The 20,478-nt window shown below is 45.8% G+C and carries 18 protein-coding genes; all 18 read right to left on the bottom strand.

Going from position 1 to position 20,478, the window contains the following annotated elements; genetic code table 11:
* Window positions 1–44: 44 nt before the first annotated feature.
* Window positions 45–509, bottom strand: a complete 465-nt coding sequence (locus ACR02O_RS08255) for a pilin (RefSeq protein WP_494523462.1) — start codon at window positions 507–509, stop codon at window positions 45–47.
* Window positions 510–780: 271 nt separating this feature from the next.
* On the bottom strand, window positions 781–2,424 hold the full coding sequence (locus ACR02O_RS08250) for an asparagine synthetase B family protein (RefSeq protein ID WP_494523184.1): 1,644 nt from the start codon (window positions 2,422–2,424) through the stop codon (window positions 781–783).
* A 155-nt stretch (window positions 2,425–2,579) separates the two neighbouring features.
* On the bottom strand, window positions 2,580–3,689 hold the full coding sequence (locus ACR02O_RS08245; RefSeq protein ID WP_240618100.1) for a phenylacetate--CoA ligase family protein: 1,110 nt from the start codon (window positions 3,687–3,689) through the stop codon (window positions 2,580–2,582).
* Window positions 3,690–3,925: 236 nt separating this feature from the next.
* Window positions 3,926–5,041, bottom strand: coding sequence for a glycosyltransferase (locus ACR02O_RS08240; RefSeq protein WP_494523183.1), 1,116 nt, complete (start codon window positions 5,039–5,041; stop codon window positions 3,926–3,928).
* 79 nt (window positions 5,042–5,120) lie between these two features.
* The gene (locus tag ACR02O_RS08235) at window positions 5,121–6,338 is read right to left on the bottom strand and encodes a TIGR04063 family PEP-CTERM/XrtA system glycosyltransferase (protein ID WP_101054732.1); all 1,218 of its coding nucleotides are present in this window, start codon (window positions 6,336–6,338) and stop codon (window positions 5,121–5,123) included.
* A gap of 64 nt (window positions 6,339–6,402) precedes the next feature.
* Window positions 6,403–7,482 (bottom strand): nucleotidyltransferase domain-containing protein, encoded by a 1,080-nt coding sequence (locus ACR02O_RS08230; protein WP_458136856.1) that lies wholly within the window; start codon window positions 7,480–7,482, stop codon window positions 6,403–6,405.
* 8 nt (window positions 7,483–7,490) lie between these two features.
* On the bottom strand, window positions 7,491–8,396 hold the full coding sequence (locus ACR02O_RS08225) for an HprK-related kinase A (RefSeq protein WP_458136855.1): 906 nt from the start codon (window positions 8,394–8,396) through the stop codon (window positions 7,491–7,493).
* A gap of 5 nt (window positions 8,397–8,401) precedes the next feature.
* Window positions 8,402–8,671 carry a hypothetical protein gene (locus ACR02O_RS08220; protein WP_458136854.1) on the bottom strand — a complete coding sequence of 90 codons (270 nt, stop codon included), beginning with the start codon at window positions 8,669–8,671 and terminating at the stop codon, window positions 8,402–8,404.
* A 3-nt stretch (window positions 8,672–8,674) separates the two neighbouring features.
* Entirely contained in the window at window positions 8,675–9,481 is an 807-nt protein-coding gene (locus tag ACR02O_RS08215) for a hypothetical protein (protein ID WP_458136853.1), read from the bottom strand.
* A 106-nt stretch (window positions 9,482–9,587) separates the two neighbouring features.
* Window positions 9,588–11,471, bottom strand: coding sequence for an XrtA/PEP-CTERM system amidotransferase (locus ACR02O_RS08210; RefSeq protein WP_494523182.1), 1,884 nt, complete (start codon window positions 11,469–11,471; stop codon window positions 9,588–9,590).
* Window positions 11,472–11,491: 20 nt separating this feature from the next.
* Complete coding sequence (locus ACR02O_RS08205) at window positions 11,492–12,628, bottom strand: TIGR03088 family PEP-CTERM/XrtA system glycosyltransferase (RefSeq protein ID WP_494523181.1); 1,137 nt, start codon at window positions 12,626–12,628, stop codon at window positions 11,492–11,494.
* Window positions 12,629–13,834 (bottom strand): TIGR03087 family PEP-CTERM/XrtA system glycosyltransferase, encoded by a 1,206-nt coding sequence (locus ACR02O_RS08200; protein WP_494523180.1) that lies wholly within the window; start codon window positions 13,832–13,834, stop codon window positions 12,629–12,631.
* Window positions 13,834–14,853, bottom strand: a complete 1,020-nt coding sequence (locus ACR02O_RS08195; protein ID WP_494523179.1) for a FemAB family XrtA/PEP-CTERM system-associated protein — start codon at window positions 14,851–14,853, stop codon at window positions 13,834–13,836. The genes ACR02O_RS08200 and ACR02O_RS08195 overlap by 1 nt, the downstream gene beginning before the upstream one ends.
* 6 nt (window positions 14,854–14,859) lie before the next feature.
* Window positions 14,860–15,696, bottom strand: a complete 837-nt coding sequence (locus ACR02O_RS08190; RefSeq protein ID WP_494523461.1) for an XrtA system polysaccharide deacetylase — start codon at window positions 15,694–15,696, stop codon at window positions 14,860–14,862.
* A gap of 33 nt (window positions 15,697–15,729) precedes the next feature.
* A complete protein-coding gene (wecB, locus tag ACR02O_RS08185; RefSeq protein WP_494523178.1) occupies window positions 15,730–16,857 on the bottom strand; it encodes a non-hydrolyzing UDP-N-acetylglucosamine 2-epimerase in 1,128 nt (375 codons plus the stop codon).
* 3 nt (window positions 16,858–16,860) lie between these two features.
* Complete coding sequence (locus ACR02O_RS08180; protein ID WP_033155687.1) at window positions 16,861–17,895, bottom strand: XrtA/PEP-CTERM system-associated ATPase; 1,035 nt, start codon at window positions 17,893–17,895, stop codon at window positions 16,861–16,863.
* 11 nt (window positions 17,896–17,906) lie between these two features.
* A complete protein-coding gene (locus ACR02O_RS08175; RefSeq protein ID WP_494523177.1) occupies window positions 17,907–19,586 on the bottom strand; it encodes a TIGR03016 family PEP-CTERM system-associated outer membrane protein in 1,680 nt (559 codons plus the stop codon).
* Window positions 19,564–20,463 (bottom strand): XrtA-associated tyrosine autokinase, encoded by a 900-nt coding sequence (locus ACR02O_RS08170; protein ID WP_205451157.1) that lies wholly within the window; start codon window positions 20,461–20,463, stop codon window positions 19,564–19,566. Before ACR02O_RS08170 ends, ACR02O_RS08175 begins: the two co-directional genes overlap by 23 nt.
* Between the last annotated feature and the right edge of the window lie 15 nt (window positions 20,464–20,478).

The following is a 20,478-nucleotide window of genomic DNA, read 5'->3' as shown; positions in this document are numbered from 1 at the left end:
GCTTTTCAGCCCCTTTCAGCATTTGTTAAAAGCTCATTGATCAATTAAGTTTTAGGATGGAATTTTGGTGTAACTGTTGTATCTGTTGTACTTGGACTAATTACCCATTGCATACCAGCTCCTTGGGTGCATGTTCCGACATAAGTTAACTTGTTTGTCGTACTCGTCACTGACGACCCTATAGTCGTATATGTAATTAATACACTTGCAGTGGCTGAAGACGATGATGTAAGCACAACTGAATTAACGTACTTTCCTTTGATAAGAGTAGATGTAGCCAATCCGTAATGCCCGTTTGTGTAGGTAGTTGTTGATGATCCCAAATCTTGTTCGCTACATGCCACGCCGGCAGCCGTAAAGGCAGGAGAAGCCAGACTTGGACCTTCAGATATCTTGGATTTAACGGTGTAATCTTGGTAAGCCGGAATCGCGATAGCTGCCAGAATACCGATGATGGCGACCACGATCATTAACTCGATCAAGGTAAAACCTTGTTGTACTTTTTGCATTTGCTTATTCATAACCACCTTCTTTTTTATGATGAACGGAACTTAAAACTCTCAGACTTATTAACAAATAGCATGCCAATTATCTTCCGAACAGAATAAAACAATAAAATTAAGCCTATTCCAGATACATTTCAAAGCCTTACACAACGCCCTTACAAATAAACAAAGGCAATATTCCCGTAGCCACAACCTTATCAAAAAAGTAGTTTTTGTTCATAACTGACGTTTTTTGTCACCCCTATAAATCGCTAAATAATTCAGGGATGGTTGACTACAAACTCTTACCGACAAACCAAAGCTCCAGCATCATCAACATCCACACTAAATCGCCGTAGTAGGCCGCATGCACACTTTGATGCATCTCGATAGCATGATCCAAAAAGTCCGGTTTAAAAAACTCGCGCCGCTTCAAATCATTTATTGCGCCATAAGCCAGCTGCTTAAGCGGCTGATGGTCCTTCAGCCAAACGCCGAAAGGCAACCCAAAGCCGTGCTTGGGCTTGTTGATAATTCGTTCCGGTAAAAAATCCGCCATCGCTTGCTTGTAAAACCAGCGCAGTTTTTGCCCTCGCAACTTGTCATTCGAGGGAATTCGGCAAGACAAGTCGAGAATGCGTCTATCCAACAAGGGGTAGCAAACTTCAACACCAGCCATTTCGCACATTCTATTGACTTTGACCAAATCGTTATCGTGGAGCGTATTTTTCCAATCCAGATACAACATACGGTTCAAGGTACTAGCGGACTCCGGCCGCCAATAGTCTTCCCTAAACTGGCGTAAGGGCGCAGAAGTATCAATTTCCGCTAAAAAATCAGCTTGAAAAATGTCTGCCGCAGCATGCCTATGCAAAAAATTGTAATCCTGGAGGCGGTCTGGCATCGCTGCGTTCGCTTGATCGATATAGCGTTTTGCCTTAAACGGTAGTTTCTGTTTGGCTATTACATCCGGCAAGTTATTTAATGTTGCTTCGAGGCCAGCGCTGAGGAATTTTGGCAGGCGATGATAACTCTCGAATAACATTTGCTTGGCATAGCGCTCGTTACCCGCAAAAATCTCGTCCCCCCCATCCCCCGCGAGCAAACGATCAACACCATGATCCTTAGCCAACTTGGCGCAATAATACGCTGCCAAGGCCGACGCATTGCCAAACGGCTCATCATAGTAAGCCGCTATTGCCGGCACGGCATTGACGGTATCCTCGGGCGTGACGTAGTACTGGTGTTGCCGCGTGTTGAAACGTTGCACTGCAATATTGGCGTACTCGATTTCATCATAGCCGTCAGCGTCAAAACCCATCGAAAAGGTTTTCGCCTTGCCTGGAAATACCTTTGCCAAGGCCCCCGCCACACTGGAACTATCCAGCCCACCACTCAGAAACGCGCCGGTATTGTCTTCAGTATCGGCCATACTTCTGACCGCTTCGATTAACTGCTGCTGCAATTCCAGGCCGGCTTGATGCAAATTGCAGGATTGCTCACGAAATACCGGTAGCCAATAGCGTTTTAAGCTGATTCGTCCGTTGTGATAAACCAAGCACTGCCCACCTTCCAGCTTTTTAACTTGCCGATAAATCGTTGTAGGGCTGGGACAATGGTTGAGATAGATGTAATCAAATACCGCTTGCGGCGCAATGTCGTTACTGACCTGAGGATGACGCACTACAAAATCGGCACTTGAACCGAATATTAGGCCATCGGCGATTTCTGCGTAATAGATGTTACTGAGACCAATCGGATCGGTAGCCAACATCAGCAGCTGCTGATTGGTATCGATAAGCAGCAAGGTATCAGCTTCCGGCAAACCGACTAAAAAATCGACACCGCGACTTAAATAGGCATCCCACAAACTCTGCGAGCGACCTGATCGCGAACCGGACTGCGGGACGAGCAACAACACCCCATTACTGTCCGTCATATCGGTCGCAGCGGTTGAAAAAGCGAAGTTCTGACCATGCCGAACATTAAATATTGAATCCGCCGCCGTCATTTGCCCCAGCAAAGCGATAGATTCATCTTTCTGGAGACCGCTCCCCATCCATCCTGCAAATTTTGTCATAGTGATCGATATAGTTATGCCTTGACGTGACTAATCACATAACGGAACTTTCCTGAACGTTCCTTGGGAATGTAATCGGTGTATTCGATATTGATGGTAACGGCTTGTCCTAAACGTTTTTTAAATTCGTCGACGATTTTTTGTTCGTAAGCCGCTTGATATTTTAGGGTTTTAACAATTTGCACAGTGGTTTTATCCAAACTATCTTGGGTGATTTTAAAGGAATCAACGCCTTCTAAATCTCGCAAGACATAAATCAATGCCAAGCCATGCAATACTGTTCCATCCTGAGCAACTACAAAATCGGTGGTTCGACCTTGAATCTCCTCCAGCACTGGTAATCCGCGCCCGCAGGCACAGACTTTATCCGACAATATTCCCATATCGCCGGTACGATACCGAATAAACGGAAAATCTCTGGTTGCCATATGCGTAACCACAATTTCACCGAGCTCTCCGTTAGGTAAAGGCTGGCCTTGTTTGTCTACAATCTCGACGACAATGTCCTCAGCGGTAATATGCATACTGCCTTTGGGACACTGATGCGCGATAAAACCGGCATCACGCCCGCCGTAACCATTCGCGACCGGACAAGCAAACACGCTTTCTATTTTTGTCCGCTGATGATCGTACAGCCGTTCCGATGTCACGAAAGCCACTTTAATCCCCAAATTATGCAATGCCACGCCCCGCTTCTCAGCATGACTGGCAATGTGGGCCAACGCAGAAGGATAACCAAATAACATTTTCGGACGAATCTGCTGGATTTGTCGAACAAAGCCGTCCAACTTCTCCGACGACATTTCGAACGCCGGAATCAAATGTGTACGCAACAATTTATCGCGTAACAAGCGAATTTTATCTTGCGCCCCTAGTTCGATTGGAGATCCCCAAATTACTGCTTCCGGATCACCTATATCCACACCCCACCAACGGGTAGCTCGCCACTTTGCCGCGACATCATGACTAACTCGGCGGCTACCGATGTAAAAAATCAATGGTTCTCCACTGGAACCGCCAGTGTTGAAACGTGCGAGTCTTTTAGCATCATCCGCTCTCATTTCATCAAGATGCTGTCTGATTTCCGGCTTACTTAACAACGGTAGCTCGGCTAATTTTTTCACACTATCAAGGTTCGCCGGATCAAACCCCAAGTTAGCGAACAACTGCCTGTAGTAAGGCACATGAATTTGTACGTCTTGCAGAAACGCGCGTAAATGTTGCAATTGCAACTGCCTAATCTCGTCGGGTTTTAGCCACTGACTGCGCTCCATGCCGCGCCTAACTTTGACGGTACTATGCTTTTTTAAGGCTTCGTGAAGCGGAAAGATTACCGTTGAACAAAAAGACGTATAAAAGCTCATGACCTCACCAGTTTTTTAAATTCCGCCAACAAAATATCCACCCGCTTATCCCAAGAGTTATCAGCCGCATAATTTACAAGCGCTTGCCGGTCCCACTGCCGTTGCAAAGCATGTTCAAGCGCCATTAACAATGCGTCAGCATCCCCAAACGACACGATAGTACCCAATGTTTCATCAGCAACCACCTCGCGATTGCCGCCAACATCGGTGCTAATTACCGGCAAGCCGCAAGCCATAGCCTCCAGAAACACGTTAGCCCAGCCCTCGTTGGCAGTAGCCAGCACAAACAAATCGGCTGCCGATAATGGGCCAAGCAATTGTTCTGCAGGCAAAGCCCCAAGAAAACGCACATGTTGGTCAATATTCAGCGTTTCAACTTGTTGCTCCAAGCGACTGCGAATATCGCCTTCCGGACTAGCGCCTCCGACGATCAAGTATAGCAATCGCGGGTATTTTTCGATTAATGCCGGCAAAACTTCGATCACTCGGTGAAAACCTTTTCTATCGACCAATCCGCCGACCGAAATCAGTACTTGGGCGTCTTCAGGAATTTGCCAATGTTGCCTTGCCTGTTTTTTATCAATAGGAAAAAATTTCGCGGTATCGATGCCGTTGCCGACCACCTGGATTTTTTTCGCGTCGGCGCCTAAATCCACTACGTGCCGCTTTAAAGAATCCGATACCGAAAATACTCGGGAGGCATCATTAAGAGCTTTTAATAATCGTTGGCGGCGACTGGGAATTTTAGACAACGGCACCTCTGTGCCGCGTAAAGTGATGGTGACCGGCACCTTAAACCATTTCCCGAGTAACGTGGCCGCATAACCGTCAGGGTATGCGAAGTGCGCATCGATCACATTAAATACGAAGCTCTTTTTTAATTGACGACAAATCAAAAAACTACAGATTGCCATAAAAAAGCCGTCCCAAGAACGTCCGATTCCGGGTATCGATAAAAAGCGCGGGAAATAGACAGAAATACCGTCTTGATTTTCGTATTTATCCGGTTGCGGCCGATAATTCGGTTTAAACCATTGAATCAGGCTTTGCAGTGGGAACCAAGGCACCGGGGAAATGATTACTAAAGAACAATGACCGGCCACTTTGGACATGCGCTCGCGAATAAAAACGCCAGCGTTAGGCCTGACACGACTGGGATACAAAGAACTGAAAACAATCAGCCTTGGCGAGTTATCGGCCATCGTTACCCGCCATTATCCTGCCGTAAACAGCCTGATAATGACTGACACTGCGCTGCCAATTACGCTCTTCTTCGACATAGCGCCTACCGGCTCGCCGCACCTGCCCCCATTGATCTTGCTGATCGAGGACCGCCAACACCGTTTGCGCCAAAGCTGTCTTATCCCCAGCCTTGAAGAGATAGCCAGTTTCCCTGTCTCGAATTAACTCATGATGCCCACCGACATCCGAAGCCACCAACAAGCGGCCTTGCGCCATGGCTTCCAGCGGTTTTAAAGGTGTCACCAAATCGGTTAAGCGCATCGCCAAGCGCGGATAAACAAAGATATCGACCAGATTGTAATAGCGCTGCACTTGATCGTGAGCGACACGTCCGGGCAGAATGACGCAATCCTGTAAGCTCAGCGCCTCAATTTTCTGCAGGATTTGTTGCTGTTGCGGCCCACCGCCCACTAACAACAAACGCACATCAGGCTGCTGTTCGATAATGGCAGGCAATGCATCCAGCAATAGCAACAACCCCTCATAAGCATAAAAAGACCCGATAAAACCGAGCACAATTTTGCCGTTCAAATCCAACTCTACTTGCAAATCTGGCTCGGCGGCCTCGCCGTAGGTAAATTTATCGATATCGACGGCGTTGGGAATCACGGTAATTTTTTCCGCCGCGACTCCGCGGCCTATGATATCCCGGCGCAGACCTTCGCAAATAGTCGTCACCGCATCGGCACGCTTAAAAACATGTGTTTCCAATGCCTTAGTCAATCGGTAACGTAAACTACCTTCATGGGTGGTGCCGTGATCGACGGCCGCATCTTCCCAAAATGCCCGGCATTCGTAGACCAACGGCAATCCGTATTTTTTTGCTACTTTTAAGGCCGCAAGCCCGTTCAACGCGGGCGAATGGGCGTGCAGAATGTCCGGTTTGATCTGCGGAATAATTTCATCCAGCCGTTCCGCCAACGACTGTACGATGGCCCATTGATTTAAAACCGGCAATTTCGCCGCTAAACCTTGTGGGATAACAGATCGATAAAAGGTCAGCCCATCAACGGTTTCAATGGGAGCTTCCGCGACTTGATGTTTGGCGGATGTGACATGAAACGTCTCCCAACCCAGTTTGCGTTGTTGCTCGAGAATCGCACGAGTACGGAAGGTGTATCCGCTGTGCAACGGAATGGAGTGATCCAATATGTGTAATATCTTCATGTCAAGAACGGGTTAAGGAATATTCCTATTGGCAACTTGCCGGGTTCGACATGATTGCCATGGTTTATGTTGTTTTAGTATTGTCAGCCAGCCGAAACCACGCCTTTCTGATTAAATGCGGCACTAGTATATACAAGGGCATTTTTAACCAATGCGAGCGAAGAAACAACAGCCAACGAGCAAAGCCGGTCAGGCTATCCATGCAGCTAGAATGGTGTGGTTTTAGGGCTTGCGAGAAAAGATAGTCCATAACTCGGTTTTTTCCGCCTCCCGCGTAGATGGTAGAAGCCTCAATGACACTATCAGGAACCGGAGTTGCCAATATTTTGGTGGCATAACGGAGGGCGTAAAACAAGGGCTTACCCAATCCCAACATTTCCGCTCGATGATGCAGGTTTTCCCAAAAACGCAGATCGTTGCCACTAAATTCGCGTAGGAGCAAATCGATGTCGCTCAAATCGCGCAAACCATTTTCAAACTCCCCTCCCCAGAACAAATGGCTGGCACTATGGAGAACCATATCCTCGGGGGCCAAAACCCAATAATCGGTATCGGTTATCTTGACAGCGGCTTTTAGCAACAACTCAGCATCAGGATATAAATTGCAGGTTTGCGGAAGTATATTGTGGTGAATATCCAGCGAAGTCCCACGCTTAATATGCCTTAGCGGCGGCAATTCATGCATCCACTGCTCATAATAGCGCTGATCGTAATTATCCATCGATTCAGGAAGCCATCCATGCCATTTCAACGCATCTTTGACCTGTTTCAACTGAGTCTTCGGCACCAGTATATCAATATCGCTGAATACGCGTCCCAAACCAGCATTCAATCCGGATGCTGAATAAGCGGTGCCCTTCAACAAAATCAACCGAATATTCAAAAGCTTAAAGACCTGCAATAGGTTATGTAGCTCCCAATTGACGATACGCTTTTGAGACAACCAATAAGTCTCGGCTGATTCAAGATGATAATAAAAAGGCTGTGGAGGACTGAACAATCGAAATTTTTTCTGGAAAAATGCCAGTCTGGCCAATACTCCGGCGCTTCTTGCTTGCCTTAACAACAGCTCCCAATCGGCATTCGAGTCAGTACCATCCTTCGCCTTGACCATCAAGTATTCATTCAACAAATCAGGCATCATGCGACTCTCTAGCGTACATCATCCAATAATTGCACAAATAAATCAGACGCTTGGTTAAAATCGCCATCGTAAATAAAATCATACGCCTGACAGCTGTTTACCAGACCCACCATGGTCTCAAAACCCTGCGCACCTAGTACACTGTAATTGAATGAAAGGTCCGCCAGCCGCATGAACGCCTCGGCCTTTGGCACCGCAGATAAACTCAAGGATGATTCTGCTCGATACTTCGGAAATACAACCAAGCATGGCAGGGCGGTTTGGTCAGCTTTTGACACCGATTCGGAGGGCGGCTTCATCAGACAAACCGATCCTTTCAAAGTATCGTGAACAACAGGACTGAATTGGCAAAATGGAAAAGTATCCGCGATCACCGATATAGATTCGTTTTTCAAACTAACTGGACGCGGCACAGGAACAACATACCCGGTTGCTCGATTCACCAAAGTTAGTTCATCAGATAATAGTCGCCAACCGTTGTTGATTAATGCTGCACACAATGTGCTCTTACCCGACCCCGGCGCACCAGGTAAAATTAATGCTTTACCGTTTCGTTCCACCACGGCGGCGTGAACAATTAGAAACCGGTGTGAGTAACCGGATATACACCAATTCAACCCCCATTCAAAGAATGGAAATGCCTGCGCATAAGGTAAAGGCTTGAAGGGAATAAATTGATCAAAGGCAAATAGCACCTGTTTGCGAAAGAAACGTCTTACGCCCGCAGGCTGAATTAAGCGGATATAAAAGTCGCAAAAAGTATCTGGGGGTAATATCGGATAGGCAGAGTAAAGCTCAATGATACCCTGCTGAACTGACGGTATAGCAGAATGAATTCTAATTGAAAAAGGGCCAATCCTGATAACAAACTGCCCAGACGCTATCAAAGATGAAGTGGAATTAGGTCCGCGCAAAATATTTATATATTTTCAACAACTTGAATGCTCTGCAACACGCCTAACATGCCCGCTAAAGATTGCTGATCAATTCTCTGCAGACCTGCATCAATAGCCATATTTAGCAAGGTTGATTCACTAATCGGTGCTTGAGAATGCATAATTGTCAATAATATTAAGCTCGCCTCCTCATCTAGACGATGAGTTTCTCCACTACCGTGATGAAAAACTATGGCCTGCTTATCAAGCAATGCTATCTGAACAGGAAAACTTGAGGAAAGAGTCCAAGCCACAAATTAAAGAGGAACCAGACTTCTAAGTAACTCCTTAGCTCCATCAGAGTTAGAAATCAACAAACTTCCATCATAAAAAGTATTAGCGGAATTAATAGCTAAAAGGTAGAGCTTTTTGATCTCATCGGAATTCACATCAGGTATCAATCCATTTATACTGGCATTAAGATAATCAATGCTCGCAGCGCCTCTTAGATCGACACTAGGAGCAGAAAACAATGTTTGAAAAAATGTTGTTGCAGCTGCGGTCGAACCAAATACGGATGAAAAAGTCGTGGCATCATACGTTTCTGTGGTTGTACCACCGCCAGTAGTAGTTGAGGTCTTTGGAAAGTTAGCAACTATAAGCTCACACATTTTAATCTGGGCACTCGATGTAGCAGTCACTAAACTACCCGCACTTTCGCTAGTGTATTTGTAATATTTATAAGTAAGATTGGAGGTTGAATTCCCCGACCAAGATTTCTTAACTTGAAATGGATTGACCCTCGCTGAAATCCAGTCGTTGATATTTGGATGTGTGCCATATTGAGTATTTACATCAACGGTATCGACATTACCTCTCCAGGCTAACGCTGTATGTCCAGCTCTACAAACCGACATATCCTCGGAATGACTCGACACATTGCCTGATTGCACTCCTGAGATAGTACACTGATACACACTGCCTAAGGCGGTCTTGCTTGTGAGGGTCATTAAAACCGGCGCAATCACACCAGCTTTCGCGAAAGATCTTCTGGATTTATCAAGTGGTTTAGCAACGTGCTGGGATTCTTCTGCAGTACGTTTCTGTTCATCTATTCTGTTCATCTGGAACCCTCTTACATTAAACTTTGAATTGGTTCGCACTCTAGCAAAATACCTTGTATCTGTCTATTGCACACAGGTACAGATCCAGAATTTGAAAGTCGATCATTTAACTATTTCGAATAAACGCTTCAAACATCAGCAATGACCAAATCGACGCGCTGTAATCGCGCAGCCCGGACTGATGCTGAGTAACCAAATGATGCAAATAAGCGTCATCGAACCACCCTGTGCTTTTCAGAGTTTCCCCCAGCAAGGCCTGCTGCACTCGCCCCTTTAATGGCCCTCTAAACCAGTTACTTAATGGCACCGCAAAACCCATTTTGGGACGATAAAGAATATCATTAGGCAGATAAGGTTCCAATGCCTTCTTGAATAGATATTTACCTTCTCGCCCATGCAATTTTAAATCAGGTGGCAAGGTTGCCATCCATTCCACTAACTTGTGATCCAGCAACGGTACCCGGACTTCCAAGGCATGGGCCATACTAGCCCGATCAACCTTAGTCAGAATATCTCCAGCCAGGTAAGTTTTCAAATCCAAATATTGCACCATTGACAATGGATGATCAGGAGCTTGCTGACTATACCGACGGAATACTTCAATAGCTTGATAACCCTGCAACTCGCTCTTTAGACTATCGCTAAATAATTGGCTGCGCATGCCGTTGGAGAGTACCGAGACACTGTGAAAATAACCTGCCATCGAATCTCTACCAATAGACTCGAATGTTGTTTTTGCCCGTAAAACCTTGGGCGCCCAATCCAGCTTTGGATATACCTTGCCCAAAGCAGAGAACAAAGGCATCCGCAACGCATCAGGCAATAATGCCCTCATCCTCTCTTCATAGGTATGCCAGCGATAGCGCCTGTAGCCAGCCAGATTCTCGTCGCCGCCGTCGCCAGATAACACCACGGTCACCTGCTTCTTGGCCAACTCGCAAACCCGGTAAGTAGGTAAGGCAGAGCTGTCGGCATAGGGCTCGTCATATAAACCGGACAACTGATCAATCAAACTAAAGTCTTCGGGATCGACTTGTTCGACTCTATGTGCAGTGTGATAGCGGTCCGCAACCTGAGCGGCGAATTGCGCTTCGTTAAATTTAGGATCGCCAAAGGAAATCGAACAAGTATTGACCGGATCTTTGGATAGTCCTGCCATCAATGCCACGACACCACTGGAATCGACGCCGCCAGACAGAAATGCCCCCAATGGCACGTCAGCGACCATTCTAATTTTCACAGCCTCGCGCAAGCGCTCGATTAACTCTTCACCGGCTTCTACTGCGTTGCCCGCAGAGGCCGTCTGAAATTTAACATCCCAATATTGTTTAGGTCGAAAACCGTTCTGTCCTCGTTTAATCGTTAAACAATATCCAGGCTCAAGCTTGTAAACACCTTTATATATGGTTTTTGGATCGGGAATATAGCCAAAGCCGAAATAGTCCTCTACCGCAGTAGGGTCAACATTTTTTGGCAGTAAAGGGTGTTGTTTTAATGCTTTCAGTTCGGAACCGAAAATGAACTGACCGTTACTTAATTCAGCATAAAACAGCGGTTTTACGCCGAGACGATCTCTAGCCAAAAATAAGGTCTGCCGCGGCCTATCCCAAATTCCAAATGCAAACATGCCGCGCAAGCGTTCCACGCACGACTCACCCCAAACCTGCCAGGCATAGAGAATGACTTCTGTATCGCAATGCGTCCTGAAACTAAAGCCCAATGCCTCCAATTCTTCTCGCAATTCCGGAAAATTGTAGACCTCGCCGTTATAAGTCAACACCACATTGCCATCCTGACTATGCATGGGTTGTTGACCGCTGGACAAGTCAATAATGGACAGTCTGCGGTGTCCAAAACCCAAACCGGGCTCGGTATGCAAACCGCCTTCGTCTGGTCCCCGGTGGAACTGCGATTCGTTCATCCGCGACAACAAATTGCGGTCTATTTCACTAGCACCTGTAATATCGAAAATACCGACTATGCCGCACATATGAGTTCTCTCTGAATCATTTACTGCTTGTCATAAACTTGCCGATAGCGATCCACCATGCTATCGATTGAAAATTCCGCCTTAATCCGCCTAAGCGAAGCTGCGCCCAGTTGCTGCCGTTTGCTATCATCCAACGCCAAATCACGCATCGCGAATGACAATCCCGCTACATCCTCTTTTTCTACCAGGCATCCGGTCTTTCCATCCAGCACCAACTCGGGGTTACCGCCGACACGAGTTGCTATAACCGGCAAACCGCTAGCCATCGCTTCCAATATAGTATTAGAAATACCTTCGGCTTTTGACGGCAATACAAAAATATCCAGGCTACGCAGGATTTTGGCAATGTCGTTACGTTCGCCGGGCAACCAGACTTTATCGGCAAGACCGGCGACACTCAATAACTCAAACGCTTCGGCTCGCAAAGGCCCGTCACCAATCAAAAGCAATCGGGCAATTTGGGCAAATTCCGGGGATTGTTGACAAGCATCGATAAACGCCCTAACCAGCGTCAATTGATCTTTCACGCCGTGCATGCGCCCGACCGTACCGATCACCAGCTTTTCATGCAAATTCAGTGAGCAACCGTCCGGTATTTGTCTACTTCCGGCACGAGGATAAAACGTTTTGGTATCGACACCGTTACAGATTCGCGTGATTTTATCTGAAGAAATGCCCACTCGATTCAGCAGATAATCCTGCAAATGCTGCGACAAGGGAATAAAGCGATGGATAATTGAACCTAAAACCCGCCGCAACCATTGATATTTGACATTACTGCCATCCGGATCGAAGACATCCCAACCATGCTCGCCATGTACGCGATAAGGCACGCCGGCTAACAATGCGCAAATCTGATATTCGATAGCTGCTAAATTACGGGTATGCACGATAGAGGGCCGCCATTGCTTCAACAAGCGATAGACTGTATAAAACGACGCCCAATCCTGCCCTGGGCGCTTATGCAACTGATGAACAACCACATCTTGCCGCTTGATACGTTGGCTGAATTCGGTACTATCCGCCAAACAGATAATGGCGTGCCGGTAACTGCTTTCTGGCAAATTGTTAATGATATTGACCAGACCGTTCTCCAGACCGCCAATTCCTAACCGATAAATGATGTGCACGATTAACGGCGGTAACGGCTTGGACATTTATGCAGACTCGCCCGCTATCAATCGGCACAAGCGTTGGCCGTTCTGCTCCCAACTGAAATCGCTTTCTACATAGCGGCGATTGACGTCAGCCGATTCGACCGGCTGTTCCAAAAACTGTAAAACTTGGCTGGCAAAGTCTTCCGGAGCGTCGGTTATCGCTACCTGCAAATCCGCTCCACCAGGGATGCCTTCCATAGCCGCCGTAGTAACCACTATGGGCTTCGCCATCGCCATTGCTTCCAACACCTTGTTTTGAATGCCTCTGGCAATTCGCAAGGGTGCGACGACAACGTCAGCATAAGCTACATAGGGCCTGACATCATCAACCCTACCGGTCACAATGACGGCAGGATCTTTATCCGCCAGTTGCAACACTTCTTTGGCAGGCTTGGAACCCACTATATAAAAATATACATCAGGCAGGCTGCTTTTAATAATAGGAAAGACCTGCTCAGCAAACCATTTCACCGCATCGACATTGGCCCAATAATCCATGGCGCCGGTGAAAACAATAGTATTCTGCTCAGCCGGGAACGGCGACTGCCATGACAACTCCGGATCGAATCTTTCCGTATCCACTCCGTTGTTTACAAAACCAATTTTGCGAACTGATTCTGGTGCCAAAGTTTTAAACAAACCTGCTTCTTGTTCGGATACGAATATTGTCGCATCAGCCCATGCTGCGATACGTCGCTCATAGGCCAAAAGCTTTTCGGCTTCACGCCGGTAAACCCAATTGGCTGGCCAGCGCTTGCTGAAGGAATATTGCTGCCATTTGTCGGAATCTACATCGACAAAATCGGCTACACAATACAAGTTGGTATATCTCTCGACGTATTGCGCCATCGGCGATGAAAAAATCATCGCCCGCTCAATACACTGTTCGTTAATAGTCTTATCCACCCACTCTTGCAACCCACGGTTTCGGTAATACGGCAAACTCAAGGCTTCTCCACTCAACAAGCCTGCCAAACTTTTAATTTTACCGATCTTGGGATTTAATTCGATACAGCAAGTATCCGCACAGAAAGACTTTAAGGCGTCGAGATGCCGCCTGTCATCAGGATCATCGATAAAGGTACCGAGGAATATTCGGTATTCGGCGGCTAACGCCTGCAAAAAATGAAATGAACGAATCTTATCGCCCTTGTTGGGCGGATAAGGAATACGATGGACCAAGTAAAGTAATTTAGGCTTTTCCATTAGCCTAAGTCCTTGGCAAGCCAAGGGCCAATTAGCTGACTAAGCGGCAAAGGCAAACGCTTCCAAGCCGCAATAAACAAGCGGTATTTAGGATTTAGCGGATTGATTTCGGGTATTTGTTTGGCTTTAACCAGATCAACCTCGTAATAGAGCGGTTCCGGTTCAAAACCCCAGTGCTTTTTAAATCGATAAGAGCCCGTGCCAACTTTACTGCGACCATAATCGAAAATCTTGCAGCCCTTTTCCACCGCACGCCGCATCACTTCCCAATACATGAAATCGTTGCCTTTCAAATCACGGGCTGCGTCGGTGCCGCCGCCGTAATACGGCAAAACCTCGTCCTTGAAATAAAAACTCATTACGCTGGCCACTAATTGACCTTCGTGCTCTATCGTGAGCACCTCGCAACTCTCACCAAATACATCCTGCAAAATTTGAAAATATCTTTTCGGAAAAACCGGGGTGCCTAAATTCCGGACACTTTCGGAATAGGCGCGATACAAACGTTCGACATTATCGTCTATGACACTGGTAAGACCGGCTTTAATGCCAGCCCGCACCATTGCCCGCTGTTTACGCGGAATCGCATTCAGATTTTTTTCGACATCTGGATCGAGTTCTTTTCTAAACGTGACATAGAGTTCTTTGTGCGGCCAATCCGGGTGATGCTGTTGTCGACTTCTCATCTCCAGACTATCCACGCCCAATTCCCTAGCCAGTTGTTGTGCTTTGCTTTGTAAGCCTGCGAAGGCTTCATCATTGCTTGCGACAATTCCACCATAAACACAAAATGCGTTTGAAACCAAAGAATTACCAAACAACAAGCTATTGACATGAGTCAAGGGCAAAATACCGGTAATTTCGCCATCTTGCTCTGTGTAGTAATAATAGGTGCTATGTCCGAAAGCCTGCTTTATCACTTGCTGCCAGGCCGATAAATGAAAAAAGCTGCCATCGGCCGAAGCCATGACATAGTGATCCCAACGCTCTCTTTGGGAAGGCTCAAGTAATTTGATCATGACTGACTATGATGATGTGTCTGTTTGTTTGCTTAGAAACACGCTCTGCATGGTATCCCAAGCAAAATCAGCAAGTAAGCTGTTAAGGCGATTTTCCATTCGACCCAGATTCAGATAATGTCTAAAGCGGGTTTTAAATGACAGATCATGCTGCCGCGGTTGCTCTGGATCTATTTCCCAAGGGTGAAAATAAAAAATGCCAGACTGGTTTTCGCATTTGTTGAGGTGGCGATAAGCCCATTTCGAAAATTGATACGGATACAATCTAAAAAACCCACCACCACCACAGGGGATATTACGATTCAGAATTTTTAATGTAGTAATCGGAATTTCCAACAGTTTCGGCGCGTTGTCGGGCCGATAGGCGAAGCGAGGAGCTCCAGGCATACCGTATAAATCATGCTTGACCGGGTAAATACTGGAACTGTAGTGAAAGCCTTCATCCTCAAGGACTTCTAAGGCCCAAAGATTTTTGGCGCCAATTGAATAACTAGCCGCCCGATAACCCACAATTGGCTTACCACCAATATCTTCAAGAATCTGCCGGCTAATTCTAATGTCTTCCCGGAACTGCTCCGGTGTTTGTTCGGTTACGCGGGTGTGTTGATAACCATGCGATGCGAGTTCATGCCCATCATCGACAATCCGCTTAACCAACTGCGGGTAACGCTCAGCCACCCAGCCCAAGGTAAAAAACGTTGCTTTTACTTGATGTTGAGCAAACAAATCCAAAATTCTATGGGTGTTCCGCTCTACCCGGTGCGGCAATCTATCCCACTGGTCACGCTGAATATTCGCCTCAAAAGCCGAGACCTGAAAATAATCCTCGACATCGACCGTCATGGCATTAACCCGCACAGGCAAATTCATACAGTTTTACCTTGCCAACTCATAACGACGCACAATTTCATCGACGATGCGATCAGCCGCTTTACCGTCCCAATATTCCGGGACTCGACCACTCTTACCGCCAGTGTGCAAAATATCATCAACACATTGCATGATTTTGGCCGGATCGGTTCCCACAATAGTATTCGTTCCCTCGGTGATCGTGATCGGCCTTTCCGTATTTTCCCGCAAAGTCACACAAGGCACACCCAATGCGGTGGTTTCTTCCTGCAAGCCGCCGGAATCAGTCAAAACCAATTGGGCAGCTTGCATCAAACCAAGCATTTCCAGATATGCCACCGGCGGCAACATAATCACTCGCTGTTGCGGCAATAATTGCAGCAAACCCGCTTCCGCAATTTTTTGCTGTGTGCGTGGGTGAACCGGGAATATCACAGGGAGTTTTTCACTAATATCACCCACTACCCGAACCAAGCGCTCCAGTGTTTCGGGGTCGTCAACATTAGAAGGTCGGTGTAATGTTAATAAGGCGTAAGCTTTTTCCGAAACAACCTGCTTAGAACCGTATCGCTGCAATGTTTCCGCCAAAGAAGAAGCTTGCTGGCAGTTAGCCAAAAGCGTGTCGATCATCACGTTCCCAGTAAAGCATATCCGCTGTTCTGCAATCCCCTCCCTTGTCAAATTATCCGCCGCCGCACGTTCCGTAGTGAATAGCAAGTCAGATAGCTGGTCGGTCAAAATCCGGTTAATCTCTTCCGGCATTTGCCGATCATAACTTCTTAAACCGGCTTCAACATGAATCAGTGGAATGTTCTTTTTCACTGCGACCAACCCGCAGGCGATGGTGGAATTGACGTCGCCGACAACCAACACCGCAAAAGGCTTAACCTCATCCAAAACCGGCTCAAAGCGCAACATGACATTTGCAGTCTGCACGGCATGACTGCCAGATCCGACCCCCAAATCTTTGTCCGGCTCTGGAATACCAAGCTGTTGGAAAAAAGTATCTTTCATGGCTTGGTCGTAATGCTGACCGGTATGCACCAGATAAGGTGTTATCAAATGCCTAACCGCTTGCAACTGCCTAATAATGGGCGCCATTTTCATGAAATTAGGTCGCGCGCCAACCACGCAAACCAAGACTTTAGGGAACATTTTTTAATCCAGGGAGGTTGTTGTATCGCTATATACGGCATCCATATCCAATTGCAGCAGAATAGCTTTTCTAAGTAACGCTTTTTCTTTATTCAGACTGTTTCGAAGATTGGTGACAACTTCTTCTAGTCTGGCAATCCGATGCTCAAGAGATTCTGAGTCAACACCACTGAAACGATGTAAAGGCGGCATGGAATTCTCATACTCCTCGTCAGCGGCTTCGAGTAACATTTCTTCCTTAACCTCGACAATCACTTTGGTGACCGCCTGCTCATCCAGCAGCTTCAACTCCTCCAAATAACCGAACAATAGCAGACGATCACACAAGGAATTAATGCGCCTAGGAATACCGCCGCTAAACTCATGAATCACCTCGAAAACACTGGGCGTAAACTCGGGAGTTCCCGTCCAGCCGGCAGTTTGCAACCTAAAAAGTATATATTCTTTAGTCTCTTCCAAATCCAACGGATCAAGTTGAAATGTGGATACAATCCGTTGTTTCAGCTGCTCCATATCCGCGGAGTATATAGTACGTTTCAATTCGGTTTGCCCAACCAGAAACACCTGAAAAACGGGATTGCCGTTTACATCCAAATTGGTAAGCATGCGCAACTCTTCCAAGGACTGTTTAGGCAAATTTTGTGCTTCATCGACGATTAACAATAATCTCCTTCCCTCTCTGGCTTTTTCAGCGATAAATTTTTCGAATCCCGATAATAAACTAGCTTTATCCGTTAGGGAAAATGAAAAACCAAATGTCGATGCAGCCATCCGCAAGGTGTCTTCGGGACCCACTTGAGAAGTCATCATCACACCAATTAACAATTTCTCCTTATTCAAATTTTTTATCAAACTCTTTACCAGCATAGTTTTACCTGTGCCTGGTGAGCCAATAACGAGCACAAAGCCTTCACCTTGCGTCAAGCCGTAATGCATATAAGCTAAAGCACGCTTATGCACGGAGCTCTGGAAAAAGAAATCTGGGTCGGCGCTTAACTGAAAAGGCTTTTGGGTGAGATTATAAAATCCGTCGTACATGTAGTTTCTATTTAGAATCGTACGTTAAAATTGGCTGTCGCCCTGTTTTCAACATAACCGTTAAATTGAGACGAATCAGATATTTGATTGATATGTCGAAACTCGAGTCTAGTATCCATTAATAAGGGCCTCCCAAGATTAATCGGAATCCCCCTACTAACCCCCAAAGCAACATCATATCGAGAATTGCTGGTCAACTCTCCGTCGGTGTGCTGCCAAGACGGCCGCAAATAAAGATCCATTCTAGAAGCAAATTGCCATTGCCAACTACCCGTAACACCATATGACATGTCTTCTCCAGAACGAACTTCATATGTTCTACGTTCGTTAAATACCGAAGCGGTATAACTGCTCTTGCCCGTTTGGTACGAGAAAGAAAGATTTCCGCGTTTTCTAATAATCACGTCGTTGACCAAATCAAACGGATTGAAAACTAATTGAGTATTGTTAAAATTGGGGCCTCGAATTAAAGATGACCTTCCAGTCACAGGATCAGTAGGGCCCGGCGTGAGAAATCCCTGAGCAATTAAATCTTGAGTATTAACCACCTGAGTCAAACTACCCGATGCATCCCGAAGAAAAAAACCCTGCTCAGCAAACAATTGCTGCTGTGTAGTTGTCTCCTGGGAATAATTGAATGCAATAGTGGCCTGCTTAGCTCGATAATTAAAGTTTGCATCCCAGGAATCGCCAGTATTTAACCCAACATCTTTATTACGATACGTAATAGTCGAACTGAGATTTTCCGATGGATTAAATTGCAACGTAGCATGCTTGTTATTACCAACACCGACCTCAAGCGAATACCACTTGCTTGGCGTCCATTGACCACCTACAGTATAAAAAAACCCATTACTTATGCTGTTGGCCGAGGTCTGAAAATCGTTATTTTCAAACCCCGCTTGCCCGAAAAGGTTGAATTTGTTATTGATATAATACCGGGCATTACCTTGATATTGTTCAAATCGAACATCTTGACCGACAACCCTACCCTGTTCTTGCGACGAATAATTTAATCCCCAATTAATTCTATTAAAATAACTGCCGCTGGACAATCTAGCCTGGCGCGTAATAGTATCTGAATCAGACACTAAACTTGACAACTGCGGAGTGACCGCCGATCCATTTAAATTCTCAAAGGAAGACTTACTATAACCGACTTTAGCTAAACCCGTTGCAAACTGGCCAAAACGAGGCGTCCAATAGGGTGAAATACTAAATGTCTTTACTTCAGTCCGCCCTCCGTTCCCAGAAATATTATCAGTCGTAACAAACGAATTACTAATATTTTGCTGACTAATTGAGCTTGCAGTTTCCAGAAAAAGGGTGTTACGAACAGCTTGATACAAAGAATTCATATTAAGCTGATGATTTATATCTATAGCATCTCTACCACCCGCATTATAGAGACCTTGCATACGATAATTTAAATTGAAATTACTCCACGGAGAATTCCCATACAACGAAACTCCAGGACTAATCTCGGTGACAAAACCGCTCTTTTTGTTATTTTCAGAAAGCGCCAAATTATCAGAAAATATTTCACTCGCCGATAAACTCGGACTAAATCTCCAATCAAGCGCCATTGCGACGCTAGAATGTAAAACCATGCCGACACTTAAACCAGAAAGCAAGGTAGCTAGAGATAAACCGGAAAGACGATTACTGTCACAAATGTCCATATTTCCCATAACTATAATTGTGACCGTATATATCTATCTCTTTTCTTGTTTTATTCAGAAGGGTCATAACAACATCGCAATTGCTAAGCTTGGCAACCGACTCATTAACCACGCTCTGAGGGGTTACTTCCGCCGCGATCACCAGCACTACTTGACCTACAAGTTCTGCAAGTATTTGGGCTTGAGTAGCAACTAACAACGGAGGTGAATCAAAAATCACAATTCGATCTTTGTATCGCCGACTCACTTCTTCCGCGAACAAATACATCCGTTGACTTGATAACAACTCTGTTGAGTATTTATGTCTTTTACCCGCTGTAATTAAACTAAGATTTGGAAGATCTGTTTTTAACAAAATATCTGAAAAAGTTACTTTATCATCTTCTAAATACTCTATTAAGCCTCGAGGGCTATTAATCCCCAATTGTTTTGATATACTTGGCTTTTCCACGTCAGCATCTATAAGCAAAACTTTTTTATCTCTTTCGTTAGCAATACTCAAAGCCAAATTAATTGAAACAAATGTCTTACCTTCCCCAGGCAAACTACTGCAAATAAGAATTAAATTAGAACGATTAATACCATTATTTTCTGCGCCCTGTATATTGTTTACCAAAGGCCTCTTAATAACTCTAAATTCTTCAGCTAGCTGAGATTTTGCGTTATTATTATCTATAAAACCGTTTTCCGCTAAACTAGCCCAATCAACAACAACCTGTTGTTCGGGCGAAAATGCGCCGGAAGATTCTCGCAACCCAGTCGATTCTAAATTGGTTTCACTGAAACCCCTATCAGGTTTAGCTGTGGTAGCCGACTCTTGACTATTATTTTCCACAACTAACCCCTGGCTCCCTGCCTTTTTCAGCGCATTCTCTATAATGCTCATATGTTTACCTGTTTA

Source organism: Methylomonas sp. PHL2-19, assembly GCF_059331595.1.
This window is presented reverse-complemented; position numbering and strand designations above follow the sequence as displayed.